At 53.1% G+C, this 26,047-nt stretch carries 32 protein-coding genes; 28 read left to right on the top strand and 4 right to left on the bottom strand.

Features of this window, described 5'->3' with window-relative positions; all coding sequences use genetic code 11:
- Nucleotides 1–20 precede the first annotated feature (20 nt).
- From ctaD to B9L19_RS12980, 7 genes are all read left to right on the top strand, one after another.
- Complete coding sequence (gene ctaD / locus B9L19_RS13010; protein ID WP_025949707.1) at nt 21–1,892, top strand: cytochrome c oxidase subunit I; 1,872 nt, start codon at nt 21–23, stop codon at nt 1,890–1,892.
- The gene (ctaE, locus tag B9L19_RS13005; protein WP_011230584.1) at nt 1,892–2,512 is read left to right on the top strand and encodes a cytochrome c oxidase subunit III; all 621 of its coding nucleotides are present in this window, start codon (nt 1,892–1,894) and stop codon (nt 2,510–2,512) included. The genes ctaD and ctaE overlap by 1 nt, the downstream gene beginning before the upstream one ends.
- Nucleotides 2,513–2,516: 4 nt before the next feature.
- Entirely contained in the window at nt 2,517–2,849 is a 333-nt protein-coding gene (gene ctaF / locus B9L19_RS13000; protein ID WP_025949708.1) for a cytochrome c oxidase subunit IVB, read from the top strand.
- Nucleotides 2,850–2,950: 101 nt separating this feature from the next.
- Nucleotides 2,951–3,853 carry a cytochrome c oxidase assembly factor CtaG gene (gene ctaG / locus B9L19_RS12995; RefSeq protein WP_025949737.1) on the top strand — a complete coding sequence of 301 codons (903 nt, stop codon included), beginning with the start codon at nt 2,951–2,953 and terminating at the stop codon, nt 3,851–3,853.
- Nucleotides 3,854–3,902: 49 nt separating this feature from the next.
- A complete protein-coding gene (locus B9L19_RS12990) occupies nt 3,903–4,358 on the top strand; it encodes a DUF420 domain-containing protein (protein ID WP_011230587.1) in 456 nt (151 codons plus the stop codon).
- A gap of 267 nt (nt 4,359–4,625) precedes the next feature.
- Nucleotides 4,626–5,261 (top strand): RNA-guided endonuclease InsQ/TnpB family protein, encoded by a 636-nt coding sequence (locus tag B9L19_RS12985; RefSeq protein WP_341864968.1) that lies wholly within the window; start codon nt 4,626–4,628, stop codon nt 5,259–5,261.
- 246 nt (nt 5,262–5,507) lie between these two features.
- The gene (locus tag B9L19_RS12980) at nt 5,508–5,813 is read left to right on the top strand and encodes an Asp23/Gls24 family envelope stress response protein (protein ID WP_015374346.1); all 306 of its coding nucleotides are present in this window, start codon (nt 5,508–5,510) and stop codon (nt 5,811–5,813) included.
- A gap of 26 nt (nt 5,814–5,839) precedes the next feature.
- On the opposite strand, the gene B9L19_RS12975 is transcribed toward B9L19_RS12980, so the two are convergent.
- Complete coding sequence (locus B9L19_RS12975) at nt 5,840–6,199, bottom strand: YugN family protein (RefSeq protein WP_013523323.1); 360 nt, start codon at nt 6,197–6,199, stop codon at nt 5,840–5,842.
- A gap of 175 nt (nt 6,200–6,374) precedes the next feature.
- Between B9L19_RS12975 and B9L19_RS12970 the strand changes: the two genes are divergently transcribed.
- From B9L19_RS12970 to B9L19_RS12940, 7 genes are all read left to right on the top strand, one after another.
- Nucleotides 6,375–6,800 carry a CBS domain-containing protein gene (locus B9L19_RS12970; protein ID WP_025949739.1) on the top strand — a complete coding sequence of 142 codons (426 nt, stop codon included), beginning with the start codon at nt 6,375–6,377 and terminating at the stop codon, nt 6,798–6,800.
- A gap of 123 nt (nt 6,801–6,923) precedes the next feature.
- A complete protein-coding gene (locus tag B9L19_RS12965; RefSeq protein ID WP_047753393.1) occupies nt 6,924–7,931 on the top strand; it encodes a CAP domain-containing protein in 1,008 nt (335 codons plus the stop codon).
- A gap of 80 nt (nt 7,932–8,011) precedes the next feature.
- Nucleotides 8,012–8,395 carry a YlbD family protein gene (locus B9L19_RS12960; protein ID WP_025949741.1) on the top strand — a complete coding sequence of 128 codons (384 nt, stop codon included), beginning with the start codon at nt 8,012–8,014 and terminating at the stop codon, nt 8,393–8,395.
- Between the two features lie 12 nt (nt 8,396–8,407).
- Nucleotides 8,408–8,641 (top strand): YlbE-like family protein, encoded by a 234-nt coding sequence (locus tag B9L19_RS12955; RefSeq protein WP_025949742.1) that lies wholly within the window; start codon nt 8,408–8,410, stop codon nt 8,639–8,641.
- A 40-nt stretch (nt 8,642–8,681) separates the two neighbouring features.
- Nucleotides 8,682–9,050, top strand: coding sequence for a hypothetical protein (locus tag B9L19_RS12950; protein WP_025949743.1), 369 nt, complete (start codon nt 8,682–8,684; stop codon nt 9,048–9,050).
- 140 nt (nt 9,051–9,190) lie between these two features.
- The gene (locus tag B9L19_RS12945; protein WP_011230595.1) at nt 9,191–9,637 is read left to right on the top strand and encodes a YlbF/YmcA family competence regulator; all 447 of its coding nucleotides are present in this window, start codon (nt 9,191–9,193) and stop codon (nt 9,635–9,637) included.
- A 17-nt stretch (nt 9,638–9,654) separates the two neighbouring features.
- Nucleotides 9,655–9,924 (top strand): YlbG family protein, encoded by a 270-nt coding sequence (locus B9L19_RS12940; protein ID WP_025949744.1) that lies wholly within the window; start codon nt 9,655–9,657, stop codon nt 9,922–9,924.
- Between the two features lie 58 nt (nt 9,925–9,982).
- On the opposite strand, the gene B9L19_RS12935 is transcribed toward B9L19_RS12940, so the two are convergent.
- Complete coding sequence (locus B9L19_RS12935) at nt 9,983–10,372, bottom strand: DUF7147 family protein (protein WP_025949745.1); 390 nt, start codon at nt 10,370–10,372, stop codon at nt 9,983–9,985.
- A 395-nt stretch (nt 10,373–10,767) separates the two neighbouring features.
- Between B9L19_RS12935 and rsmD the strand changes: the two genes are divergently transcribed.
- Both rsmD and coaD read left to right on the top strand, forming a co-directional pair.
- Complete coding sequence (gene rsmD / locus B9L19_RS12930) at nt 10,768–11,364, top strand: 16S rRNA (guanine(966)-N(2))-methyltransferase RsmD (protein WP_047753394.1); 597 nt, start codon at nt 10,768–10,770, stop codon at nt 11,362–11,364.
- The gene (coaD, locus tag B9L19_RS12925; protein ID WP_011230599.1) at nt 11,330–11,824 is read left to right on the top strand and encodes a pantetheine-phosphate adenylyltransferase; all 495 of its coding nucleotides are present in this window, start codon (nt 11,330–11,332) and stop codon (nt 11,822–11,824) included. Before rsmD ends, coaD begins: the two co-directional genes overlap by 35 nt.
- 139 nt (nt 11,825–11,963) lie before the next feature.
- On the opposite strand, the gene ylbJ is transcribed toward coaD, so the two are convergent.
- Entirely contained in the window at nt 11,964–13,199 is a 1,236-nt protein-coding gene (gene ylbJ, locus B9L19_RS12920; RefSeq protein ID WP_025949747.1) for a sporulation integral membrane protein YlbJ, read from the bottom strand.
- Between the two features lie 130 nt (nt 13,200–13,329).
- Between ylbJ and B9L19_RS12915 the strand changes: the two genes are divergently transcribed.
- Nucleotides 13,330–14,118 (top strand): patatin-like phospholipase family protein, encoded by a 789-nt coding sequence (locus B9L19_RS12915; RefSeq protein ID WP_025949748.1) that lies wholly within the window; start codon nt 13,330–13,332, stop codon nt 14,116–14,118.
- Complete coding sequence (locus tag B9L19_RS12910) at nt 14,115–15,134, top strand: SepM family pheromone-processing serine protease (RefSeq protein ID WP_025949749.1); 1,020 nt, start codon at nt 14,115–14,117, stop codon at nt 15,132–15,134. Before B9L19_RS12915 ends, B9L19_RS12910 begins: the two co-directional genes overlap by 4 nt.
- Here B9L19_RS12910 and B9L19_RS12905 read toward each other — a convergent pair.
- Entirely contained in the window at nt 15,107–16,327 is a 1,221-nt protein-coding gene (locus B9L19_RS12905; protein WP_047753391.1) for a nucleotidyltransferase, read from the bottom strand. The genes B9L19_RS12910 and B9L19_RS12905 overlap by 28 nt on opposite strands.
- Nucleotides 16,328–16,635: 308 nt before the next feature.
- On the opposite strand from B9L19_RS12905, the gene B9L19_RS12900 reads away from it, so the two are divergent.
- The 10 genes from B9L19_RS12900 (at nt 16,636) to B9L19_RS12855 (ending at nt 26,015) form a co-directional block, all read left to right on the top strand.
- The gene (locus B9L19_RS12900) at nt 16,636–17,175 is read left to right on the top strand and encodes a YceD family protein (RefSeq protein ID WP_047753390.1); all 540 of its coding nucleotides are present in this window, start codon (nt 16,636–16,638) and stop codon (nt 17,173–17,175) included.
- 142 nt (nt 17,176–17,317) lie between these two features.
- The gene (gene rpmF, locus B9L19_RS12895) at nt 17,318–17,491 is read left to right on the top strand and encodes a 50S ribosomal protein L32 (protein WP_011230605.1); all 174 of its coding nucleotides are present in this window, start codon (nt 17,318–17,320) and stop codon (nt 17,489–17,491) included.
- Nucleotides 17,492–17,650: 159 nt separating this feature from the next.
- Complete coding sequence (locus B9L19_RS12890) at nt 17,651–18,406, top strand: enoyl-CoA hydratase/isomerase family protein (RefSeq protein ID WP_047753389.1); 756 nt, start codon at nt 17,651–17,653, stop codon at nt 18,404–18,406.
- Between the two features lie 69 nt (nt 18,407–18,475).
- Nucleotides 18,476–19,054, top strand: a complete 579-nt coding sequence (locus B9L19_RS12885; protein ID WP_025949751.1) for an RsfA family transcriptional regulator — start codon at nt 18,476–18,478, stop codon at nt 19,052–19,054.
- A 69-nt stretch (nt 19,055–19,123) separates the two neighbouring features.
- Nucleotides 19,124–20,044, top strand: a complete 921-nt coding sequence (locus B9L19_RS12880; RefSeq protein ID WP_047753388.1) for a 2-dehydropantoate 2-reductase — start codon at nt 19,124–19,126, stop codon at nt 20,042–20,044.
- Nucleotides 20,037–20,423 (top strand): DUF3397 domain-containing protein, encoded by a 387-nt coding sequence (locus tag B9L19_RS12875; RefSeq protein WP_047753387.1) that lies wholly within the window; start codon nt 20,037–20,039, stop codon nt 20,421–20,423. Before B9L19_RS12880 ends, B9L19_RS12875 begins: the two co-directional genes overlap by 8 nt.
- Nucleotides 20,424–20,505: 82 nt before the next feature.
- Nucleotides 20,506–22,134 carry a bacillithiol biosynthesis cysteine-adding enzyme BshC gene (gene bshC, locus B9L19_RS12870; protein ID WP_025949754.1) on the top strand — a complete coding sequence of 543 codons (1,629 nt, stop codon included), beginning with the start codon at nt 20,506–20,508 and terminating at the stop codon, nt 22,132–22,134.
- A 278-nt stretch (nt 22,135–22,412) separates the two neighbouring features.
- Nucleotides 22,413–23,345 (top strand): 16S rRNA (cytosine(1402)-N(4))-methyltransferase RsmH, encoded by a 933-nt coding sequence (rsmH, locus tag B9L19_RS12865; protein WP_025949755.1) that lies wholly within the window; start codon nt 22,413–22,415, stop codon nt 23,343–23,345.
- A 96-nt stretch (nt 23,346–23,441) separates the two neighbouring features.
- Nucleotides 23,442–23,798 carry a cell division protein FtsL gene (gene ftsL, locus B9L19_RS12860; RefSeq protein ID WP_025949756.1) on the top strand — a complete coding sequence of 119 codons (357 nt, stop codon included), beginning with the start codon at nt 23,442–23,444 and terminating at the stop codon, nt 23,796–23,798.
- A 6-nt stretch (nt 23,799–23,804) separates the two neighbouring features.
- Complete coding sequence (locus B9L19_RS12855; RefSeq protein ID WP_025949757.1) at nt 23,805–26,015, top strand: penicillin-binding protein; 2,211 nt, start codon at nt 23,805–23,807, stop codon at nt 26,013–26,015.
- The last annotated feature ends 32 nt before the right edge of the window (nt 26,016–26,047 follow it).

Genomic DNA, 26,047 nt, shown 5'->3' with positions numbered 1-26,047 from the left:
CATGCGAAGGGGGTTTTACCGTGAGTACGATCGCTCGCAAAAAGGGTGTCGGCGCCGTTTTATGGGATTACTTGACAACGGTCGACCATAAAAAAATCGCCCATTTGTACTTGATTTCCGGCGGGTTTTTTTTCCTGCTCGGCGGTCTTGAGGCGTTGTTCATCCGCATTCAGCTCGCGAAGCCGAACAACGATTTCCTTGTCGGCGGGTTGTATAACGAAGTGTTGACGATGCACGGAACGACGATGATTTTCTTGGCTGCCATGCCGCTTATTTTCGCCTTTATGAACGCAGTTGTGCCGCTGCAGATCGGTGCGCGCGACGTCGCGTTCCCGTTTTTGAACGCTCTTGGATTCTGGATGTTTTTCTTCGGCGGTTTGTTTTTGAACTGTTCATGGTTTTTGGGCGGCGCGCCGGACGCTGGTTGGACGTCGTATGCGTCGCTGTCGCTTGACTCAAAAGCGCATCATGGCATTGATTTTTATACGCTCGGGCTGCAAATTTCCGGCTTCGGTACACTAATGGGCGGGATTAACTTCCTTGTCACGATCATTAATATGCGCGCTCCAGGCATGACGTTTATGCGCATGCCGATGTTCACATGGGCGACGTTTGTGACGTCGGCGCTCATCTTGTTTGCGTTTCCACCGCTGACGGTTGGTTTGATTTTTATGATGATGGATCGTTTGTTTGGCGGCAACTTCTTTAACCCAGCTGCCGGCGGCAATACGATCATTTGGGAGCACTTGTTCTGGGTATTCGGCCATCCGGAAGTCTACATTCTTGTTTTGCCGGCGTTCGGCATTTTCTCGGAAATTTTTGCGACGTTCTCGCGCAAGCGGCTGTTCGGCTATTCGTCAATGGTGTTTGCGACCGTGCTCATCGCGTTCTTAGGGTTCATGGTATGGGCGCACCATATGTTCACGGTCGGGATGGGGCCGATCGCGAATGCCATCTTTGCGGTGGCAACGATGACGATCGCCGTTCCGACAGGAGTCAAAATTTTTAACTGGCTGTTTACCATGTGGGGCGGGAGCATCAAATTCACAACGCCAATGCATTATGCCGTCGCCTTCATCCCGTCGTTCGTCATGGGCGGGGTGACCGGGGTCATGTTGGCGGCGGCGGCCGCAGACTACCAATACCATGACAGCTATTTCGTTGTCGCGCACTTCCATTACGTCATCGTCGGCGGGGTTGTGTTCGCTCTGCTTGCGGGCACGCATTACTGGTGGCCGAAAATGTTTGGCCGCATGTTGAACGAAACGCTTGGCAAAATGACATTCTGGCTGTTCTTTATCGGTTTCCATTTAACGTTCTTTATCCAACATTTCCTTGGTTTAACAGGAATGCCGCGCCGCGTCTTTACGTATTTGCCGAACCAAGGATGGGAGACAGGGAACTTCGTCAGCACGGTCGGTGCGTTCTTTATGGCGGCTGCCACGATTATTTTACTTATTAACATTGTGGTAACGACAGCAAAAGGCGAAAAAGTGCCGGGCGATGCATGGGGCGACGGCCGCACGCTCGAATGGGCGATCGCTTCGCCGCCGCCGGTGTACAACTTTGCGCAAACACCGCTTGTCCGTGGCTTGGATGCTTTCTGGCTTGAAAAAATGGAAGGCAAAAAAGAATTGACGCCAGCTGAACCGCTTGGCGACATCCATATGCCGAATTCGTCGTTTTTGCCGTTTGTCATTGCGTTCGGCCTGTTTGTCGCCGCCTTCGGCTTTACGTATCATAATGACGCCGGATGGGGCTTGCCGGTCGGCATTCTCGGTCTGCTCATTACGCTCGGTTCGATGTTCTTGCGCTCGGTGATCGATGATCACGGCTTCCACATCCATAAAGAAGAAGTGCTTGAACTTGAGAAGAAGGAGGCGAACGCCTGATGCATGCAGAGGAAAAATTGACGGCCGAGACGTTTCCAGCCGCGCCGGAACGCGCCACCCTTGAGGGAAAAAATAAGTTTCTCGGCTTCTGGCTCTTTTTAGGCGGAGAGACGGTGCTGTTCGCCTCTCTCTTCGCCACCTATTTGGCGCTGAAAGATAAAACGAACGGAGGTCCTTCGGCGGAAGAACTGTTCCAAATGCCGGTTGTGTTCATGGCAACGATGCTGCTGCTAACCAGCAGCTTGACGAGCGTGTATGCCATTTATCATATGAAAAACTTTGACTTTAAAAAGATGCAGCTCTGGTTTGGCATTACCGTTTTGCTTGGCGCCGGCTTTTTGGGCTTGGAAATTTACGAGTTCAATGAATATGTGCATGAAGGCCATAAGTTTACGACCAGCGCTTTCGCTTCAGCATTCTACACGCTCGTTGGCACGCACGGAAGCCACGTCGCGTTCGGGTTGCTTTGGATTTTGACGCTCATGATTCGCAATGCTAAGCGTGGGTTGAATTTATACAACGCCCCGAAATTTTACGTCGCAAGCCTGTATTGGCACTTCATCGACGTCGTCTGGGTGTTCATTTTTACCGTTGTATATTTGATGGGAATGGTGGGGTGAACGTATGGCGAATCAAACGAATTCAGGAAATGAACGCGTCGATTTGGCGTATCGCCGGCGGAAAAACGCGGAAGAGATGCGTCATCAAATGATTGCATTCGTTTTGATGATTTTGTTGACGCTCATCGCCTTCGCCGCCGTTGGGTACGAAGAATTTTCCCATTGGTTTGTCGTTCCGTTTATTTTGCTTTTAGCCGCCGTGCAGGTCGCATTCCAGCTTTATTATTTCATGCATATGAGCCATAAAGGCCACGAATTCCCGACGATGTTTATTTACGGCGGTGTGGCGGTTATGCTTTTGCTTGTTTGGGCGTTTACAACAGTCATTTGGTGGTAAGAAAAGGGGGAATCGGTTTTGCGCCGGTTTCCCCTTTTTGAATAGCTGTGGCGCGGCGTCTTGTAGTATAATGGGAAAGGACCAATCAGGAGGGGATTCGTATGTTTCAATCGCTGCAAATGTTTGGCCCCGTCGCCCTTTGGAGTCCGTTTTTTTTGCTTGTGTTAGCGGCGGTTGCATTGCTGTACATGGGGATCACCGGGCCATGGCGGCAGCGTTTCGGCCTCGGTGATGCCGTTTCGGGGAAGCAGAAAGCATATTTTGGGACCGGGATGGCGCTTCTTTATATATGCAAAGGGTCTCCGCTAGATTTGATGGGCCATTTGACGTTCACCGCCCATATGGTGCAAATGGCAGTGCTGTATTTGATCGTGCCGCAATGTTTTATTTTAGGCATTCCGGCGCCGCTTTATGAGCGAGCGTTCCGTTTCGCAGCGGTGCGCCGCGTGTTTCGGTTGTTGACAAAGCCGATTGTGGCGCTGCTGCTGTTTAACGGTTTGTTTTCGCTTTATCACGTTCCATTCATTTTTGACGCTGTGAAAATGAATATGTGGCTGCATGCCTTTGTTACCTCGGTCATTTTCGTTGCTGCGTTTTGCATGTGGTGGCCGCTTGTTAATAAACTTCCTGAGTGGCAAACATTGTCCGGCTTAAAAAAAATGGGTTACATTTTCGCTGACGGCATGCTGTTGACCCCGGCTTGCGCACTCATCATTTTTACCGATACGCCGCTTTATGCGACGTATACGGACCCGAAAGCATGGATGGCCGCGCTGGCTCTATGCGTTCCTCAAGGGACGCTGGCTTCGCTTGATTTGACGGGGCCGCAAATGTTTTTATCGATGTCGCCGCTCCATGACCAGCAGCTCGGCGGAGTGTTGATGAAAATCATCCAGGAAATCGTGTACGGGACGATGCTGTTCTTCATCTTCACCGAATGGTATCGGAAGGAGCGGGAGAAAGAGCCAAGCATGGATATGGAGCCGCGGCCGACCAAACTGTAAAGCGCGGTTAGCCGCTAAACGATGAACAAAGAAGAAAGGGAGAGAAGCGATGGCCGTTTTACCGACAATCAGCACGAGCTGCATCGTGATCAGCGCTTTGCTTGTTGCTTATGGGTGGTATTTGATCAGCCGCAGGCGGATCGAAGCGCATAAAAAGGTGATGCTGACGGCAGCGGTGTTTGCTTTGCTGTTTTTCACCATTTACATGTCGCGGACGTTGTTTATCGGCAATACGAGCTTTGGCGGGCCGGAGAACGTCAAAGTGTACTATACGCTGTTTCTTATTTTCCATATTGTGCTGGCGACAGTTGGCGCCGTATTTGGCCTTGTCACGATTTGGACGGGATTGAAAGACAAGAGGGCCCGCCATCGTCGGCTTGGGCCGATCACCAGCATCATTTGGTTTGGCAGCGCCTCAACCGGGGTCGTCGTCTACTGGCTGCTTTATGTCCTCTATCCAGGGGGCCAAACAACGTCGCTCATCAAGGCGGTGCTCGGTTTTTAACCGGCGGGCAAGGAGCAAGGACAGCGGTGGCTGCATAACATATATTAAATTAGCCAGAAGTCCTCCACCTCTATAGGTGGGGGATGAATGGCTTCTTTTTTCTGTGAAAATGCGCTGCCTTGATAAGTCATTTTCATGCCAGGGTGGGGAGCAAGGCTTGCTCATGGATGTTTTTTGTTTCTCCCTTCTCTTTTGATTTTCGATAAACATAGGAGGTGAAACCATGTATCGAACGCTGAAGAGAATAAAAGTCAAAACCGTGTCGCTATTGACCCAGGGGAAATTCACACCATCGCAGCCGTTTGTGAAAATGGGGAAAACCTCATTATCACGGGAAGAAAAATAAGAAGCATCCATCGGTTGAGAAACAAAAAATTAAAAGAACTGCAAAAACTCATGAGCAGATGCAAAAAAGGCTCCAAACAATGGAAAAAGTACAATCGGGCAAAACAATATGTACTTTCGAAATCAGAGGCACAACTAAAGGATGCGTTGCACAAAACCACGAGACAATTTGTTCGTTGGTGTTTGGAAAACCAAGTGAAAGAAGTCGTCATTGGGGATGTCGAGGGGGTACAACGGAACACGAAAAAGAAACGAAACAAAAAGACCAATCAGAAATTATCCAATTGGTCGTTTGGAAAACTATTTGATTATCTCAAATACAAATTGAATGCCGAAGGCATTGAAATGGAGAAAAAGGACGAGAGCTACACATCGCAAACATGCCCTGTTTGCGGGAAGAAGAATAAATCTTCTTCTAGAAATTATACATGTCAATGCGGATACAAACAACACCGTGACATCCACGGAGCGATGAATTTATTTGCCAAAGTATATTATGGCGAAATTCGCCCGTTGGAATTTACGGTCAAACCGTTTACGTATCGACGGATTGCATAAGCAAGAAGTCGTAGATGGCGAGTTCCCGCCCTTGAGTATCGATGATACTCATGTTGCCTGTCGCTCCCAACGGGACGGATGCCAGGCGTTGCCTGCAGATAGGCTGCCGACCAACCTATCACGCATCCACCCCGAAGGGGAAACAGGAACCCCCCACTTCTGTAAGTGGGAGAGGTTCATATTGCATCTATATAGAATACAACGTGCCTGTATAGACGTGATTTTGTGCAGCGGGAGGAGAAGGCGGTGAACACGTTTCGCTATCGGAAACGGAGCGCCGTAGAGGCGACGCTGTTGACCATTGTCATGATGTGTGTGCGCGGCCAGACGGAGGTCGCTCTTGACGATTGTGAGGTGTTCATCACCGTTGCTCAAGGAGAGCGGTGCCGCGTCACGGTCAAAATGTCCATTCGATATGGGGCGCCGGTGATGGAAGTTTGCCGCCAGCTGCAGCAGCATATTGCCGAGGAGATCGCCGCGATGACGCCATATGTTGCCGAGGCGGTCGACATTGTTGTCAAACGGCTTGTCATGCCGGAAAAAAACGCATGAGAACCGTGCTCTCATGCGTTTTTTGATTATTCTTTGATTTTTTCAAGCTCGCTTTTGACCTGCGCCAACACGTTTTGGCATTGGCTGACAAGAGAGGACGGAAAATGTTCATCATCGCCGTACTCGACGCCGTGTGGATAGTAATGTTTCCCTAAAATCGGCGTGAGCAGCTTAATGAGCGCATAGCGCGAATCGACATCTCCCTCAATGGCGTATCCTTGAACACGCAAATAGTAGGTGCCTTCTTTCACGACGTATTTCCGGTCGTATGTGACCCGTTCATAATCCCATTGCGCCGCGCGTACAAAGCCGAGGCGCTCCATAATGTCATCAAGGCGGGAAAGTTCGACCGTCTGATTTTCCAGTCCGGTATTTTCAAACTTCATCCTTCTTCCTCCTAACAACACAGTATGTAAAAGCGCAAAACAGGAAATCATCCCCTCATTTATAATAGTACGAAAATGGTTTGCTTTTCAACGAATTGTTTGCCATTGTTTCCGTTTCGCTCGCATTTTTTTTTGTGATCCGGCGCACAATACGGGTAGAAAGGAGAGACGAAGAATGCAAACGGTACGGGACGTCATGTCAACGGATGTGCAATATTGCACCCCCCTTGACAATCTCTACGAAGTGGCGGTAAAAATGCGCGATTTCAACATCGGGGCGATTCCGATTGTCGATGACGGCCGCCTTGTCGGAATGATTACCGACCGCGATATGGTCGTGCGCGGCATGGCCGAAAAACATCCCGGTTCGACTGCGGTGACGGAAGTGATGAGCCGCGATCTCGTCACGCTTTCCCCGGACGATTCGGTGCAAAAGGCAGCAGATATGATGGCACGTCACCAAATTCGCCGCCTCCCGGTCGTAGAAAACGGGCGTTTGGTCGGCATCATCTCGCTCGGCGATTTGGCGACGAACCGCTATTCTGATGAACGCGCGGGTCGTGCGTTAAGCGAGATTTCCGAACAAGACGCCATCCATTGACAAACGCAACGGACACGGCTTCTTTCGAGGAGGAGCGCTCTTTTTGGGTGTCCTCTTTTTTTTGCCTCTAAAAAACGGCTATAATGGCAATAAGGAGATTGCGCAGAAAGCGGGAGTTGCCGTGTGAAATGGTTTTTCCTTTTTTTGTTTTTCTTGATTGGATTGTATTATTTTGCGCCGAGTCCGTCACCCCCGAGCCCCCCGGAGCAGCCAGAGACGAATCGATACATGTTGAAAGAGCCGAAGGCGTCGGCCGGCATCGTTGCGTTGATCGGGCAATCGGTGCAAGAGGCGAAAAAACGGCTTGGCGCTCCAGACCGAATCGACCCGTCAGCTTACGGATATGACTGGTGGGTGTACAGCCGTCGACCTGAGTCGTACGTGCAGATTGGCATCTTGCGCGGTCGCGTCGTCACCGCTCTTGTCGGCGGAGAGAAGGTGAACGTTGAACCGTTTGCGGTCGGCCAGCGGTTGCAGACGATTTTTCAAACGATGCCGGTGCTATCGAACATTGAGATTAAGCTAGGCAGCGGGACATACCGGTTTGAGCTGTCTGAACAAGATTACTCATCAAGGCCGGTTGTCAAAGTGGGCAGCGTTTACGCTCAGCTGTATGTTGACCGCTTTACCGGCGAGGTGGCGGCGATCCGCCTGATGGATGCAGAAACGTTCGTCAAGTTGCGGCCGTACGAGCTCGTTTACCGCGGCAGCCTGCCGGCGGCCGCGCCGCTGTCGGAAGAAAAGCGACAGGTTGTTGATGCGGCCAACGCGAAGCAAATTTTTGACTGGACGAATTTGATCCGCCATCGCCACGGGCTTTCCTCTCTCGTATGGGATGACAAGGCCGCTGCCGCTGCGGAAAAACATAGCCGAGATATGCATGATCACCGGTTTTTCTCCCATGAGTCGCCGCAGTATGGCGATTTATCGAAGCGGCTTGGCGCGCTTCACATTCCGTTCCAGCTTGCCGGGGAAAATATCGCTGCCCATCAAGTCGATGGCGTTGAGGCGACCATCGGATGGCTGAACAGCCAAAACCATCGGAACATGATGTTGAACGAAGAGTTCACTCACTTGGGCGTTGGCGTCTACGCCGATTACTATACGCAAAACTTCTTTACGCCGCTCTAAAAATTGGGCGCACCTCTCTGTGTTGGATGCGATATGATATGGCAGATAGGCATGAGTGGACGAAAGGGATGAGAACCGCCATGGTCAAGCCTCTGCATCCTTCCGTTGAACAGTTTAAACAGTTTGTGAAAAAACATCCAAAAATCATCCAGGAGGTGCGCAGTGGCAAAAAGACGTGGAAACAAGTGTATGAGGATTGGTATTTGTTCGGGGAAGACGATGACATATGGGAGCCGTATCGGGAAACAAACGGTGCGGCAAAAGAGGAGGAAAAAGGAACGAACAAATGGATCGATAAGCTCGCGGCTATGCTTGGACAGATCGATGCAGCTGATGTGCAAAAACATTTGGTGAACGTCCAGCAGGCGATCGCGGCGATTCAGAGCATTCTTTCCGAATTTCAAGGGGTCGGTCAAGAACAAAGAAACAAAGAAGCGCATCCGTTTTCGTTCCGCAAAGATTAAAGGGTGGTGGCGATGAGGAAAGATGTATGGCAATACGTGCAAGGAACTCCGATGTTGCGCGCGTTTTTGCGCGAACAGCCGCGCTGGTACCGGCTCCTTGCCCGCCGTCCGCATGAACTGTCGATGTTCCAATTGGCCGCCTTGCGCCACTATGAGCTGACGATCCCTGACAAAGTGGAAAAAATATCCCAATCGTTGCAAATGGCGTCGCTTATGTGGCAAATGTTTAAAGCCATGCGCGACTAATCGGGCGGCCAATGGCAAAGACTAGTTTCGAAAGGGAGTGATGTCTTTGCCAAAGTGGTTCGCATGGTTTGCGGCTGTCATATTGCTTGCGGCGTATGCCTTCTTTGAGCCGGCGTCGTCATCCTCCGCTCACGCCGAAGCAGTGGGCGGTCCGCTTCAGGTGAAGCATGAAGTGAAAGGAAGTGACGTATTCATTGAATGTGTTGCCGTCCACTTTCCGTTCCGCAAAGGGAGCGGCGGCGGACACATTCATGTCTATGTCAACGGTCAAAAAATGACGGAAGTATACACGGCCGCCTTTATTGTGCGCGGTTTGCCGAGCGGGAAACATACCATCCGTCTTGAGCTCGTCTACAATGATGGGAAAGCAACCGGCATGACGCACGAATTTGATGTCGCCATCCGATAGAGATGACGACGATCGTTTAAAAGGCGGACAGAGGCGATTCGGCACAGTCTGGATCGCCTTTTTTGTTTGCTTCTTTGCTATCTCTTTCCTTTTCCTTTTCTTTTCGTTCATGGTATGATGGGTAATGGAGGTGCCATTTGGTGAAGATTGCGACTCTCGAGCGCATCGAGATTTTAGATAAAGCAGAAGCGTTGGCTAAAATGATTGTCGAGTCGGACGTGGCGGACGAATACCGCCGCGCCTTTTGGCGGCTGAAGCAAGACCGCCGCGCCCAGCAGCTAATCGCTCGCTTTGTCAAGCTGAAGGAGCGCTACGAAGAAGTGCAGCGCTTCGGAAAATACCATCCTGATTACCGCGACGTGATGAAAGAAGTGCGCGAAGCGAAGCGGGAGCTCGATTTGCATGAGACGGTCGCCGCCTTTAAGGAGGCAGAGAAGGCGATGCAAGAGTTGCTTGATGAGATCAGCGTGCTGATCGGCAAAGCGGTGTCCGAACATGTGAAAGTGCCGACCGGAAATCCATACTTTTTGTCGGCGGGCTGTTCCGGTGGCTGCGGGGCGGGCGGGAGCTGCGGCTGCCGCACATAAAAAAAGGGGAAGGGACTATGTTTCCAAAACGGCAAGGGATTATCGTTTGGCTTCATTCGCTGAAATATGGGAAACAGTTGCGCAGGTTCGGCAACATTCATTACATTTCCAAACGGCTGAAGTATGCGGTTCTGTATTGCGATATGGAGCAAGTCGACCATGTCATGAAAAAGCTCGCCTCGCTTCCGTTCGTCAAGCGGGTCGAGCCGTCGTACCGCCCATTTTTAAAACTGGAATTTGAATCGAAAGGGGAGAAGGAAAAAGACTCCCCGTATCCGCTTGGATGAAGGAAAACAGCGGGTCGAAAAAGGCCGACGCCGGCTTTTCGGCCTGCTGTTTCTTTGTTTACTGCAGCGGCGGGATGAAGCGATTCATCCGCATAATGCCGATCAAATGTTGGTAATATAAATCGAGTTCAGCGAACATCGTCGATGGCTTAACATCAAGATGAATGACGTCTATGCCCAGCTCCTTTGCGGTTTCCATAAATAGTTCGTACCGTTTGTTTGGCTTGACGGACGGATCGGGAATGCCTTCACGGCAAATGTAAAGCGGCTGGAAATCGCCGGGATCCGTCGGATGAAGGACAACGGCCAAGGAGACGACCGCCTGGCCTTTTTTCACCGTATGGAAGACAAAGAATCCGGACAAACGATGGCGGTTGGCCTTCGCCAATGCAATCAGCTCATATATATCGGAATATCCTTCGCCAAGTTCGATAAATCGTTGGATCATGAATCGTTCCCCCTTGCAAGCATCGTCCACCCTTAACTTTACCGGCCATCTTCGCGAATTGCAATCAAAAAAAACCTTGCGGAAATGAACCCGCAAGGCCCTTTCCAGTTCCTTGCCTCCGCGCAGGGCGGAACAAGGATCGGAAAGAATAAAGAAAAGGGAGAGGAGAAACCGGAGGAAGAACTTATGGGGAAACGTAAGTCTTCTCCGTCACTGGCAACAACGCACTAAGCGTGTTGCCATTACTCATTATGGACCATTTGCCGATTTCTATACATGAATGGCGAAAAAATTCCGTAGTTTGACGATCATCAACTTTATGGTAAGATTACCATGAAAACAACGAATCAAATGGATGACAAGGCCACCTTGAAACGGTGAATTGGGTGAAGGCGATGAGAGTGATTTCCGGGACATGCAAAGGACGGCGTCTGCAAGCGGTTCCAGGGATGTCGACACGGCCGACGACCGATAAAGTCAAAGAAGCGATCTTTAATATGATCGGGCCATATTTCTCAGGCGGCAACGGTCTTGATTTGTTTGCTGGCAGCGGCGGATTGGGCATCGAGGCGCTCAGCCGAGGAATCGAGCGCGTCATTTTCGTCGATCATGACAGGAAAGCGGTGCAGACGGTCCGAAAAAACCTGGCGGCCTGCGGGCTTGAGAAGCGGGCGGAAATTTACTGCAACGACGCCGAGCGGGCGCTGAAGGCAGCAGCGAAGCGCGGCCTCCGCTTTGCGGTTATTTTCCTTGATCCGCCGTACAAAGAGAAACAGTGGCCGACGTTGCTGTCGTCGATCGCCGAGCGTCAGTTGCTGGAGCCGCACGGCGTCGTCGTCGCTGAACACTCGGCGGAGGCGGAGCTGCCGGAGGAGGTCGGCGGCCTGACACGATGGAAGCGGGAAACATACGGTATCACCGGTGTGACGATTTATAGATGGGAAGGGGATGGAAGCGATGGCGAGCATTGCGGTTTGCCCCGGGAGCTTTGACCCTGTGACGTACGGGCATTTGGATATTATTAAACGAGGGGCGAAAGTGTTTGATCAAGTGTATGTGGCGGTGTTGAACAACTCGTCGAAAAAGCCGCTGTTTACTGTCGAGGAGCGGATCGAGCTGCTTCGTGAGGTGACGCGGACGCTTCCGAACGTCCATGTCGAAGCGTTTCACGGCCTGCTTGTTGATTATGCCCGCAGCAAAAAAGCGAATGCCATTTTGCGCGGCTTGCGCGCTGTGTCCGATTTCGAATACGAAATGCAAATTACGTCGATGAACCGCGTTCTTGATGAAAACATTGAAACGTTTTTTATGATGACGAACAGCCAGTATGCGTTTTTAAGCTCGAGCATCGTCAAAGAAGTGGCGAAATACAACGGCGATATTTCCGAGCTTGTGCCCCCGGTTGTTGAGCAGGCGCTGAAGCGGAAATTTGCGTCCACGGCCGCTGATTGACGCTTCCTTATGAAAGCCGCTTAAGCGAACGTTGCAGTCGGAGCCGGCCCGGTTTTGCCGTCAAGGGCGGCTCACGGCCGAGACGACGCGAGCCGCACCGATGGCTTTTTGCTGCCAAAAAGCTGGGCGCTCAAGCGTCTTATGAGCGCCCGCGCGGTTCACTGGCCGCCTTGATGACGAGCCATATATAAAGGCAAAGGAACAACAGTGTCAAGAGCGGCCCGTATTGCTGCAGCAACCGCCAGCCTTCATTCCAAGCGACGTCTTTGGCGGCGTGAAGAAACGCTGGGATGTTAGTCGGCATTCCGCCGGCTGTTTTGATGTACAACGGTTTCCAAAGCAAGTATGTAAAGGAAGCGGCAAACACTCCGTGCAGCAAACGCGCGATGAAAAACGGCTGAAAGCGGATGTTCGCTTCGGCGAGAATGCTGGCGACTTGCGCTTGGACGGAAAAACCGCCGAAAGCGAGGACGAAGCTTGTGGCCACTGCTTTTTCCATCAGCATCGCCTCATCGGTTTGACTGATCATTTGGCTGCCGAGTGTAATTTCAAACAAGCCGGAAAACACTGGGATGTCAAGCTGCTCCGGCAGCTGGGCAAGGCGGAGCAGATGGCGCAGCAATGGGGCAAGCTGTTCGGTCAAATGCATCATATACAGCAGTTTATTCATAACCGAAAAGAGAATAATAAAACCGCCGATCATTAACAGTGTTTGGACAGAAGAACGCACGGCGTCGCCAAGAAGTTTGCCAAGCGGCTGTTCGTTTTTCAGTCGCGTGCGGTGCAGTGTGCGCAGCGCATACGGGAGCGAAAATGAGCGTGGCTGCCGCTTCGCTTGCCTCTGTTCTTTTCGGATGCCGTGAAAGCGCATGATCAGCCCAACGCTAATGTTTCCTAAATAGTGGGAAACGGCCAGCACAAGGCCGAGTTGCGGGTTGTTGAAAAATCCCGCTGATACAGCTCCAAAAATAAAAAGTGGGTTGGATGAATTGGTGAACGACGAGAGCCGTTCGGCTTCAATCGTCGTCAGCTGTTTTTCCTGGTACAGGCGGGCGGTCAGCTTGGCTCCAGACGGGTAGCCGGACGCCATTCCCATGGCCCAGGCGAAGCCGCCGACGCCCGGGACGCGAAACAACGGGCGCATGAGCGGCTCGAGCAAGACGCCAAGGAAGCTGACGACGCCGAAGCTGATGAGCAGTTCCGAGACGATGAAAAACGGCAAAAGCGATGGAAAGACGACCTCCCACCACATATTTAAACCGCGAATGGACGCTTCAAGCGACTGTTTTGGATAGCAAATGAGCGAAAACGCAAACAAGGTGGCGGCGGAAGCGAGCAATACGGTTTTCCATTTCGCCCCCCAATTTTGTTTCACTTTTTTCCCCCCTTTTTTGCCGTGCGGTTTCTTGTAGTACAACCTCATATAACCTAATATACGAGCATAGGGGGGCGTTTTAGACCATAAGATGAAAGCGGATAGCGCTGCGACAAAGGGGGGAGGAGGCGTGCCGCCAAAAGTCGGATTGGCGCTCGGGTCGGGAGGAGCGCGCGGGTTCGCCCATCTTGGGGTATTGAAAGTGCTCGAGGAGGAGCATATTCCGATTTCCTATTTGGCCGGCAGCAGCATCGGCGCGCTTGTCGCCGTCCTTTACGCAAGCGGCCATGGCCTCCATCGTCTCTATCGGTTGGCTCAATCGTTTCGACGCAACGATTTTCTTGACTGGACGGTGCCGAAAATGGGGCTGATCGCTGGCGAGCGCATCACGCAGTTTCTTCGCTTGTTGACGAAAGGGAAACGAATCGAGGAGATGTCCCCGCCTGTGGCTGTTGTCGCCGCTGATTTGCGGACAGGAGAGAAAGTCGTGTTTCGGCAAGGGGAAGCAGCCCAGGCGGTGCGGGCGAGCATCTCAATTCCTGGCATTTTTGTGCCGGCGGAGGTGAATGGCAGACTGCTTGTCGACGGCGGCGTCGTCGACCGGGTGCCAGTGTCGGTCGCCCGAGCGATGGGAGCGGATATTGTCATCGCTGTCGATGTCTCTCCGCTCAACACAAAGGCGGAAATTGCGTCGATCGCCGATGTCATTTGGCAGAGCCTCGATATTTTGCAAGCGGAGCTGGTCGCTCACCGTCAGCTCGCCTCAGACGTTATGATCCGGCCGCGAGTCGAACAGTATAGCTCGCGGGCGTTTACAGATATTGAGGAAATCATCGCTCGCGGGGAAGAGGAAGCGCGGAAGCAAGTGGGAGTGATCCGTCAAGCGATTGAACAGTGGAAGGAGTCATCACACGAATGAAGAAACGGACGTATATTGCCCTGTTTTTCTTTGGCGCCGCCCTCATCTTTCTGCTCATTTTTATGAAGCTGCCGTATTATGTGACGATGCCGGGAAGCGCGCAAAGTTTGAAGCCGCTCGTTCACGTGAAAAACGGCGACCGCGATAAGGGAACGTTGATGCTTACGACGGTGCGGATGGGGCGGGCGAATGTGATGGCGTATTTGTTGGCCCATATCCGCCCGTTTTATGAGCTTCATCCGGTCGAGGAGATCAAGCAGGAAGGGGAGAGCGACAAGGAATATACGATGCGCCAGCTTGAGCTCATGGAACAGTCGAAGGAAGCGGCGATCATCGTCGCTTATCGACACGCCGGAAAGCGGGTGTCGTATGAACCTCATGGCGTTTATGTCATGAGCGTCCTCCCGGATATGCCGGCCGCCGGCCGTCTAAAGACCGGCGATCGCATCGTCGCGATCGACGGAAAGCCGCTCGGCACATCGGAGCAGATGGTCAACTACATTCGCGGAAAACAAGCGGGTGATCGCGTCCGCGTCGCATTCATTCGCGGCCGGAAGCGGCAGGAAACAGAGCTCGAGCTGAAGCCGTTTCGACAGCACCCGAACCAAGTCGGCCTTGGGGTGACACTCATGACCGATTATGACGTCCGCACCGACCCGCCGGTTGACGTGGAGTCGGAACAAATCGGCGGACCGTCGGCTGGGCTCATGTTTTCACTTGAAATTTACAACCAACTTGTCGATGAAGATATTACAAAAGGTCATAAAATCGCCGGCACCGGGACGATTGATCTTGACGGAAACGTCGGGCCGATCGGCGGTGTTTCGCAAAAAGTCGTGGCCGCTGACCGCGAAGGAGCCGAGGTGTTTTTCGCCCCGAACGAACATGGTGCGCCGACGTCAAACTATCGAGAGGCGGTGCGGACGGCGAAAAAAATCGGGACGCATATGAAAATCGTCCCGGTCGATACGTTCGACGAGGCAGTTCGTTATTTGCGTTCGATGCCGGAAACGTAAATCGGCGCCGTGGCGTATTCTTCTTTCAGCGCGGCGCTGTAGAGCGGCTCCGGAAAAGCGGCGGCGTACACAGCTGCCGCTCTTTTTTCTTGCTCATAAAGAGGGTCGCCGTTGAGTTTGGGTGCTCTGGCGACGAGCGGGAGCGCGGCGCTTTTTTTCACCTGCTTTAAGTAGCGGCGGCCGGTTTCACTCATGCCGAGCAGCCGGATATAGGTCGGGTTGGCCGCTTTGGCTTGCTCCTCCTTTGTGAAATTCGTCAACACATGCGCGCATAGGCGTTGCAGCCTTGTCCAGGTGTATCGCTTCGTTTTGACAGCGGCGATGAAGGCGGCAAACGTTTCGGCGTGGGTGATGTGTTGCTTCAGCCGGTGTTCGATCCCTTCCTCCACGCCGGCGATGCGGCGCAAGTCGGCCTCTGTGGCGGTCAACAGCCGATATTTTAGGAGTGGAAAATACACTTCCCAATCGTGAAAGCGCCCGTATGTCTCCCGGTATTGGCGGAGTTGTTCGAGCGCAGCGGGCGGAACGTACGCCGCGATTGATTCGAGCCGCCCGGTTTGTCGCAATGTTTTCCGCAGGCTGGTGGCGCTCGCAATCGACGGGTGGGAAAATGATTCGTCATGATAGCCGGCGGCCAGCCGCGGAATCGTGCGCGGCATCATCGCCAGCTTGTTTTGCCAAATGGCTTTCACATACGCAAAACCAAGCACGTTGTTGGGCTTGGACAAATCAAGCGGAGCGGCGCCGAACGTTTGCCACGCTTCAGCGGCGGCTTTCGGAAAGCTTTGTCCGCGCGAAAGCCCGGTGCGGATGAGAGAATCGAACGTTTCCTTCTGTTCAAGCCATGTTTGGGCCGCGGATAAAAAAGCGGAAATTTCCCCCGATTCGCTGCCAAAGCAAAGCTCTTGGCAGCCGATCGCCGCAAGCAGCTGCACCGCCCCATGAGCGAACTGTTCAGCCGCTTGCACAGCGAAGGCGTACGGCAGCTCGATGACCACATCTACGCCGGCGGCGAGCGCCATTTTGGCCCGCGCCCATTTGGAGACGATGGCCGGCTCACCGCGTTGCAAGAAGTTTCCGCTCATGACGGCGATCAAACAGTCCGCATTTGTCTTTTGCCTCGTTTCGTTCAAATGGTGGAAATGACCGTTGTGAAACGGGTTGTATTCCACGATCACGCCGACGGCTTTCACCTTTTTTCGCTCCTTTCATGGCGATTCGCGCGGCTTGGCCGCAACGAAATGGCTGTCTATTCGATCTGAATTTAGTATGGAATATACGACGGCGAAGATCAACGGCAACATGCGGTGAGAACAACAAAAGAAACGAAGCGGTCGACCGTTTTCCAATGTCCGCGCGCCGACCGTGCATGTTCGGAATGGCATTTGGACATGATGGGAGTATGCCGTTCTTTTCCAAGGAATGAGTGGTTGTAAAGAAAAAACATTGACAAAACTAGAAACGAAACGTATAATTTTATTCGTTGCCTTGAGGTGATGATATGAAATGGACGGTCCAACAGCTTCGCCGTTTTCAACATAAGGAAATGGCGATTGATGAGACGGTCGATGTGTCCGATTTAAAACAAATTGACACGTTGATCCGCGATATTTCGCCGGTGCACGTCCAAGGAAAAGCGGATGTCGGGTCGACAAAATTCACGTTTCATTTGACATTGTCCGGAACGATGGTGTTGCCTTGCTCGCGGACGCTTGTCGATGTGACGTATCCGTTTTCCATTCAGACGACGGAGACGTTTTTTGCGGATGGCAGCGGCATCGTGGAGACCGATGAGGACACCCATATGGTGGCGGGGGACACGATTGATTTGAACCCCATCATCCGCGAGTTGATTTTGCTTGAAATCCCGTTGCAGCTGATCGCCGAAGGACCGGTTGCCGGCGGCGCGCCGCAACATGGGGAAGGATGGGACGTTCTGTCGGAAGAAGAATGGGAGAAAGCGATGCAAGAGCGGGAACAGAAAGTAGATCCTCGCCTTGCAGGGCTGGCCAAGTTTTTCGAGGAAAAACGAGAGGAATGATCGTGAGTCGGCGTTGCCGGCCGATGGCGCCTATGGCGCGCCGTCCGGCAGCCGCCTTGTGTGCCGGCGGACGGCGGCCTTGAGGTTGGCTGGTCCGCCGGCATGGATATGCCAAAATGCGCCCGACAAGGAGGTGGGAATGATGGCAGTACCTTTTAGAAGAACATCGAAAACGAGAAAACGGCTGCGCCGCACGCACTTTAAACTGCAAGTGCCAGGCATGGTGCAATGCCCGAACTGCGGCGAATGGAAATTGGCGCACCGCGTCTGCAAAGCATGCGGAACATACAAAGGAAGAGATGTCGTCAACAAATAATGGCCGACATCGAACGACAGGCTGTCCGAAAAGAGGACAGCCTTTTTGATTGTCTGCAAAAAATCAGTTGTTCGTCCAGGCGGCAGTTTTTTTCGGCGTGAGGCAGGAAATTGAAGAGAACGTGCCCAATTCATTGATGAAGAAAGGAGAGACGTGCTGATGGAAGCGATGTTGGAGCATCACGACGGCATTGCGCTGTTTACAATTTGCCGTCCAGAGAAACGGAATGCGATCAATTTTGCCGTGATGGGGGCGCTTGAGGAGGCGATGGAACAGGCGGCGGCTGATCCACAGGTGAAAGTGTTCGCCATTACCGGTGCCGGCAGCGAGGCGTTTTGCTCCGGCGGCGATTTGAGCGAGTTTGGGCATTTGCGCGGCACGGAGGCAAGACAGATGCTCATGCGCATGGGAGAGCTGCTGTACAGGCTGCTGACGTTTCCGAAGCCGACGGCCGCCCTTGTCAACGGAACAGCGATGGGGGGCGGCTGCGAGCTGGCGACCGCTTGCGATTTTCGCTTTGCCAAAGAAGGAAGCCGGATCGGATTTGTGCAAGGTCGACTTGGCATTACGACCGGCTGGGGAGGAGCTTCGATGCTGTTTGCCAAACTTCCGTACGGGCGGGCGCTTGATGTATTGCTGCGCGCCGAGCCGATGACGGCGGAGGCGATGGAAGCGTGCGGTTGGGTTGACGCCATCCTACCAGCCGAACATTGGCACGAACAATGGCGTGAACGGCTGGCGCCTTATGCGGAGCGATCGCTTTCCGTCTTGCAGGCATATAAGGCCGCAGCTGGCGAAAAATGGCGAACAACTTGGTTTCGAGAGCAGTTCTTCGCCGAGATCGCCCGTTGCGCCGAGCTGTGGGGGTCGGCCGAACATGAACAGGCATTGCGTCCTTTTTTGTGTAAGAAGTAATTTTTTCCTTCTACCGTTTCTACTAGCCGCATACATATAATGACAAAGCGGCGATAAGGGGGGAAGGGGATGACGGGAGTACGTCAAGACGCATGGACGAAAGAAGAGGATGAGTTGTTGGCGAATGTTGTGCTTCAGTATATTCGCGAAGGCGGCACCCAACTGGAGGCGTTTGCCGAAGTCGGGCGGCGCTTGTCGCGGACGGCGGCAGCGTGCGGATTTCGCTGGAATTCGTGCGTTCGCAAGCAGTACAAGGAGGAGATCGAGCAAGCCAAGCAAGAACGGAAGATGCGAAAAAAAGAAACCTCATCAACGAAGGAAAGCGAGGGGCAGGCGAAGGTGGAAGCGGCAGTCAAAAGCCATTTGTCATGGGCGGAAGTGCTGGCCTTTTTGCAAGCTGAGGAGCAAAAGGCGCGCGACGCCCGACGGACGGCCGATGAAAACCGGGCGCTCAAAAATGACATGGAGCAGCTGCAGCAAATGGTAACGAAGTTGCAAATGGAAAAAGAATCGCTGCAAAAACAACTAGCTGTGATCCAGGAGGAGTATAAAACGCTGCTTTCCATTATGGAGCGGGCGCGCAGAATGGTGACAGACAGCGGGAAACCGGCGCCGAATGCAGTGGCTGAAGGCGTCGACGAAGGGTAAAGGCTGGCTTTTCGCCGGCTTTTTTTCTTAACGGAAGAAGAAGATCTCTGCTAAAATAAGGCTAACGCCATGTTGCAAGAAAGCGGGGGAGAAGGATTGAACATTGGGATTGTCGGCGGCGGAGCAATCGGATTGCTGCTCGCCGCTTATCTTGGGCGGCGCCATGGGGTGACGGTCTATACGAGGCGTCCGTCCCAAGCAAGGCAGCTTGCCGAGCATGGTGTGGCGCTGAAAAAAGATGGCGAGACATCGGTCGTGGCGGTGCGCGCGCAGCCGTTTGCTGGAGCAGAGCTGGACGAGCCGCTCGTGTTTGTGACCGTCAAACAGTACGATCTCGCTTCCGTCTGTGCGCAAATCGACGCGTTTCGCCGCGTTCGCACGCTCGTTTTTTTGCAAAACGGCATGGGGCATCTCGAGCAGTTGACGATGTTTGCCGACAAAAATGTCCTCGTCGGCGTCGTGGAGCATGGTGCCATGAAGCTGGATGACCGGACGGTGGCGCATACGGGCGTCGGAAAGCTGACACTTGCTTCCCGCTATGGTTCATTTGGCGACGCCCGGGAGCTTCGGGAAGGGGAGCGCGGCTTTCCGATCGAATGGGCGGATGATTGGGAGCGCATTCTTGTGGACAAGCTTGTTGTCAACGCAGTCATCAATCCGCTCACCGCTCTATTGCAAGTGAAAAACGGGGCGCTGCTAGAAACGGCTCCGTACCGCGATATGATGAGGCAGCTGTTTGATGAGGTGCAGAACGTGCTGCCGCTTGAAGACGCTAATCGGGCGTGGGAGCGTGTCGTCCGCATATGCCGAAAAACAGCAGACAACTATTCGTCGATGTATATGGACTTGGCGAACGGGCGCCGGACGGAGATTGACGCCATTTTGGGCTATGTGTTGAAACAAGGGGAGGCGCGCGGCGCTATGCTGCCGGTCGTCCGCTTTGTCTTTTGCGCGGTGAAAGGGAAGGAAGGGGGAGAGATGGATGGATGATTGGCTCGCTTCGACGATAGCGACGTTTGTGACCGCGCCGCTTTTGCTGTTTTTGCTCGTCTACTTCGGAGCACGCTTGGTCGGCAGGCGAAGGCGGGCAGCGTTTTATGCCGCGGTCAACGCTGCGACTGCTTTGTTCATCGCCGCTGTCTATTTTTTGCTGACAGTGCTGTTTAGAAAATCGTACTTCGTTCCTCTTCTTCTCTTTTTGTTTGGTCTGCACGCGGCAATCGCGCTTGGCTATTGGCGGAAAAAAGCGGACTTTCGTTTGCGGACGGTGTTCCGCGTCTTTTGGCGGGCGAGTTTTCTCATTTTTGCCTCTCTTTACGCCGGGCTGCTTGTATACGGAATGGTCATGCGCGTTGCGATGAGCCTTTAGTGTGGCCGAGCAAGCTTTTTTTCTCTTGGCCATAAACGTGCTATACTCATGAAAGAATACATAAGAAAGGGAGTTTTTCGCCATGGAAGTTCGCGAAATTCCGTTGCCAGCGGCGACGAAATTGGCGGCTGATTACATAACCGGCGCGTTTCCAGCAGAGAACGGCTTCGCTTATGCCCAGACGGACGATGAAGCGTTTTGTCGGCGGTTGGCCTATTTGGAAGGAAGAACGTATGACCGAGAAGGGCTTGCCGACTATTTGCACGCTTATCACCGGCGCTTCGCGGCGAGCGCGGCTGCGATGGCAAACATTGAGAAACTGCGCAACGAGCGAAGCGTCGTCATTGTTGGAGGCCAGCAAGCCGGGCTGTTGACCGGGCCGCTGTATACGATTTATAAGATCATCACGATCATCCAGCTTGCCAAAGAGCAGGAGCGGAAACTGGGCGTGCCGGTCGTACCGCTGTTTTGGATCGCTGGCGAAGATCATGACATCGCGGAAATCAATCACGTTTATGTTGTTGAGGAAGGAGAAGTAAAAAAAGCAACGTACCCACACAAAACGAACGAAAAACGGATGGCTGCCGATGTGCCGCTGGACCGGATGGCTGCGAAAGAGTGGGTCGAGCGCGTCGTCAAAACGTATGGGGAAACGGACGTGACGAATGAGCTGCTTTCCTTTTTGTTATCGTGTCTTGATGAGGCACGCACGTTTGTCGACTTTTTTGCCGCCATTGTGCTCCGGCTGTTCGCTGATCACGGCTTAGTTGTTTTGAACGCTGGCGATGCGGCGGTGCGGCTGCTTGAGCGCCGCTTTTTCGCCGCGCTCATTGAACGCCATCGCGATGTGACGGCCGCGGTGCTTGCTCAGCAAGAGGCGTTGCGCGCGCTCGGATATGCGCCGCTGATTGAAATCGGTCGTGACGCGGCCAACTTGTTTTATTACGACGGCCGTGAACGTTCGCTTTTGCAGTATGATGAGGAACGCGGCCTGTTTCACAATAAGGCGGGAACTCTCGTTTGGACAAGAGAAGAGCTCCTTGAGCTTGCGGAAACGAATCCGGCCCGTTTCAGCAACAATGTCGTCACTCGTCCGCTCATGCAAGAGCATTTGCTGCCGACGCTCGCTTTCGTTGCCGGACCGGGGGAGGTCGCTTATTGGGCGGAATTGAAAGAGGCGTTTCCGCTGTTCGGATTCGAAATGCCGCCGGTCGTGCCGCGTCTGCAGGCGACGATTGTCAGCCGTTCGCTGCAAACCGACCTGTCCGATATCGGCCTTGAGGTGGTTGACGTATTGACTGGGCGGCTCGATGAAGCAAAGCGGGAGTGGCGCGAGGCGACTGCTCAAGCGCCGCTTGCTTCAGCATTTGCCAAAGCGAAGGCGGACATTGACGCGGCGCACCGTCCGCTCCGTGAGCTTGGGGTGGCGATTGATCGCGGATTGGAGGGATTGGTGGCGAAAAATGCCGCCATCATTCAGGCGCAAATCGAGTTTCTTCAGCAAGCGCTCGAGCGGGCGCTGTTGCGCAAACATGAGACGGAGTGGCGGAAATTTTGGCGCATTGAGACGTCGCTTCGGCCGAACGGCGCGCTCCAGGAGAGGGTTTGGAACGTGTTTTATTACATCAATCGCTACGGATTTGATTTTGTAGAAAAACTTCTGGCCATTCGCAGTCTTGGCAATGGAATGCATAAAATTGTATATATGTGAGGCTTTTTCAAAGAAAAAGTCGAAAAGAAACATCCTGCTTTGAGCAGGATTTTCTTTTTTGTGAAATGAACTGTAAAAAAACAATATTCACAAAATGGGAATAAAAGTAAAGGGGTGAAGCCGCCAGGATGGCCGTGATTGGTCCGTCCGACAAAAAGAAACAAAAAAGGACGTTTTTTTACAAAAAAAGCTAAAATTTTGTCCGTCTTTGCGATATAATAAGAAGGCGGCCACTGGCTGATGTGAGTGTGGCTGGCAACAGCGAAGGTGGTGGACATGTGTTTCAACATACAACAGTATTGCTGAAAGAGGCAGTCGATGGGTTGAATATCCGCCCTGACGGCATTTACGTCGATTGTACGCTGGGCGGCGGCGGCCATAGCGAATATTTGCTCTCCCGTTTGTCGGCACGTGGGAAGCTGTTTGCCTTTGACCAAGACGAAGCCGCCATCATGCATGCGCGCGAACGGCTCGCCCGCTACGGCCGGCAAGTGCAGTTTGTGCACCGGAACTTCCGGTTTTTGCAAGAGGAGCTTTCGGCGCTTGGCGTCAAGTCCGTCGATGGCGTCTTGTTTGATTTAGGGGTTTCTTCGCCTCAGCTCGACGAACCCGAGCGTGGCTTTAGTTATCAACACGATGCGCCGCTTGATATGCGGATGGACCGCAAGCAGCGGCTGACGGCGGCGGAGATTGTCAACCGCTGGCCATACGAGGAGCTCGTCCGCATCTTTTTCCGTTACGGCGAAGAGAAGTTTTCGAAGCAAGTGGCGCGCAAAATCGAGGAAGTGCGCCGCACAAGGCCGATTCAAACGACGGGGGAGCTCGTTGATGTGATCAAGGAAGCGATTCCCGCCCCGGCGCGCCGCAGCGGCGGACACCCGGCCAAACGCATTTTTCAGGCGCTTCGCATCGCGGTCAACGACGAACTTGAGGCGTTTCGCGAGGCGCTCGAGCAGGCGATCGAACTGCTTGCATCCGGCGGCCGGGTGAGCGTCATTACGTTTCATTCGCTTGAAGACCGCATTTGCAAAGAAACGTTTAAAAAGGCGAGCGAAAGCCCGCCGTTGCCCCCGGGGCTTCCGGTTCTCCCCGACGACTACCGCCCCGTGCTGAAAATCATTACAAAAAAACCGATCGTTCCTTCCGAGGAAGAGCTCGAACGAAACCGTCGCGCCCGTTCCGCCAAACTCCGCATTGCCGAAAAGCTGTAGATGACGAAAATAGCCGGGAAACACAACCAAATTTCAATGCGGGCGCCGCCCATTGCGGCGAAAAACGAATGCATGGAGAAACAGGAGGGGAAAAATGTGAACGACGCAGCAGTCAAAGTCGCGCGCGAACAACGACATCCGGCGTCACCGCCAAGCCCGAAGACGCGGCGGAAGCAGCGCTTTCGCCTGTCACTGGCTGAAAAGATGCTGTTTGTGTTGTTTGGCTTGTTTATTTTCTATGCGGCGGTTCATATCGTCTCGAACCAAGTGCGTATTTACGAATTGAACAAAGGGGTGCAAAAGCTCGAGACGTCGATTGACGAGCAGAAAAAGGAGAACAATGACCTATATGTCGAGGTGCAACGGCTGAGCGCGTACGAGCGCATTTTGCAAAAGGCAAAAGAGCTCGGTTTGTCGCTCAACGAAAACCATGTGAAAGTTGTGCAGGAATGATCGGCGATGGAGGCAAGAAAGCATCGCAACACCCATCAAGGAGCGTTCATCCTGTTTTGCCTGTTCGGCTTCCTCTTTTCTCTGTTGTTCGCCCGCTTTGTGCAGCTTGAATGGACCGGCAAAGCGGACGGCCAAACGCTGGCTGTGATCGCGGAGCGGCAGCACCAACAAACGCGGACGATCAAGGCGAAGCGCGGAACGATTTTCGACCGCAACGGCGCCGTTTTGGCTGAAGATGTGCCGTCGTATACAGTTGTGGCCGTTTTGGATCCGAAGATGACAACCGATCCGGATCATCCGCACCATGTGGTCGATCCGAAAAAAACAGCGGAACAACTCGCCCCGCTTCTTGGCATGGACGTCGAGGAGATGGAGCGCATTTTGACCAAAAAAGCGAAGCAAGTCGAGTTTGGGTCCTACGGCCGCAACATTAGTTTTGAGCTGAAACGGAAAATCGAAGCGCTCCATTTGCCAGGCATCGTTTTCATCCGCGACACGAGCCGGTTTTATCCGAACGGTGTGTTTGCGTCGCACGTCATCGGCTATGCGCAAAAAAATGAAGCCAACGACACAGTCGGCAAAATGGGGGTGGAAAAAGAACTTGACCGGTATTTGCGTGAAAAAGACGGCTATGTGTCATTTGCCAGCGACGCAAAAGGCTTCCGCCTCCCTGGGGGGAAAGAGCGCATTGTCAAGCCGGACAATGGGTCAAACGTCTATTTGACGATCGACGGAAAGATTCAATCGTTTTTGGAAGATGCGATGAGCAGTGTCGAGAAGCAATACAAGCCGAAAAAAATGATCGCCATCGTCGCTGATCCAAAAACAGGGAAAATTTTGGCGATGGCGACGCGTCCAAGCTTCGACCCAAACAAGCGTGATATTACGAACTTTTTAAATGACGCCATTTCCTATCCATATGAGCCGGGATCGACGATGAAAGTGTTCACGCTCGCGGCGGCCATCAACGAAGGAGTGTATAACGGCAACGAAACGTATCGCTCCGGTTCCTACAAAGTGGGGCCGAACACGATCCGCGACCATAACGATGTCGGCTGGGGGACGATCACGTTTAATGAAGGGGTGCAGCGCTCTTCAAACGTCGCCTTTTCGATTTTAGTGAAAGAAAAGCTTGGCGAAGATCGGTTTTTGCAATATTTGCACCGTTTCCATTTTGACCGGAAAACGGGCATCGATTTGCCGAACGAAGCGGTCGGGCAAATCCGCTATCGCTACCCGATTGAACGAATTACGACCGGATTCGGCCAAGGGACATCGGTGACGCCAATCCAGCAAATCCAAGCGGCGACGGCGATCGCCAACGATGGGAAAATGATGAAGCCGTATGTCATCGAGAAAGTCATCGACCCAGACAGCGGCAAAGTCGTGCTCGATCATGGACCGACCGTGGTCGGCGAGCCGATTACGGCGGAAACCGCCCGCAAAGTGCGCGCCATTTTAGAGACGGTCGTCACGTCCGAGCACGGCACCGGCCGTCCGTACCAAATCAACGGCTACCGCGTCGCCGGCAAAACGGGGACGGCGCAAATTCCGTCGGCTTCCGGGGGCTATTTGACCGGACGGGAAAACTACATTTTTTCGTTTTTAGGCATGGCGCCGACGGATGATCCGAAGCTTCTCATGTATGTCGCGGTTCAACAGCCGCACCTTGATGTGACCGAAACGGGAGCGGCGCCGGTGTCGCAAATTTTTACGACGGTGATGAAAAGCAGTTTGCAATATTTGCATATTGAACCGAACGGGGAAAAACAAATGAAAGCAAAGACTGCAAAACCGCAGGCGCTTGATTCATGGATCGGCCAGCCGGCGGCTTCGGCAGCCAAGCAGCTGAAGGAAAAGGGATATGTGCCGGTCGTGATCGGAAGCGGCAAATATGTTGAGCAGCAGCTTCCGCAAGGCGGCGATCACATTCTTTTGGGCGAACGGGTCGTGTTGAAAACGGACGGGGCGGCAACGATGCCGGATTTGCGCGGCTTCTCGCTGCGTGATGCTATGAAAGTGGCCAACGTTCTGGGCTTGCGTCCGAGCACGAAAGGGACCGGCTACGTCGTCAGCCAAAACATTCGTCCGGGAGCGGAGGTGCGAAAAGGCGATTATTTAATTGTTGAATTAGCTCCGCCGCGCCAATGGGAGAAAGCGGCGGCGGAGAAGGAGAAAGAGGCGGCTTTACGGAAAGAAACCGAGCCGCACGAATGATGTTTGCCGTTCTATAACGGGGCGTACAAGCA

The organism is Geobacillus thermocatenulatus, assembly GCF_002217655.1.
GTDB lineage: Bacteria > Bacillota > Bacilli > Bacillales > Anoxybacillaceae > Geobacillus > Geobacillus thermocatenulatus.
Note: the sequence above shows the minus strand (reverse complement) of the source record. Positions and strands in the feature narration are given on the sequence as shown.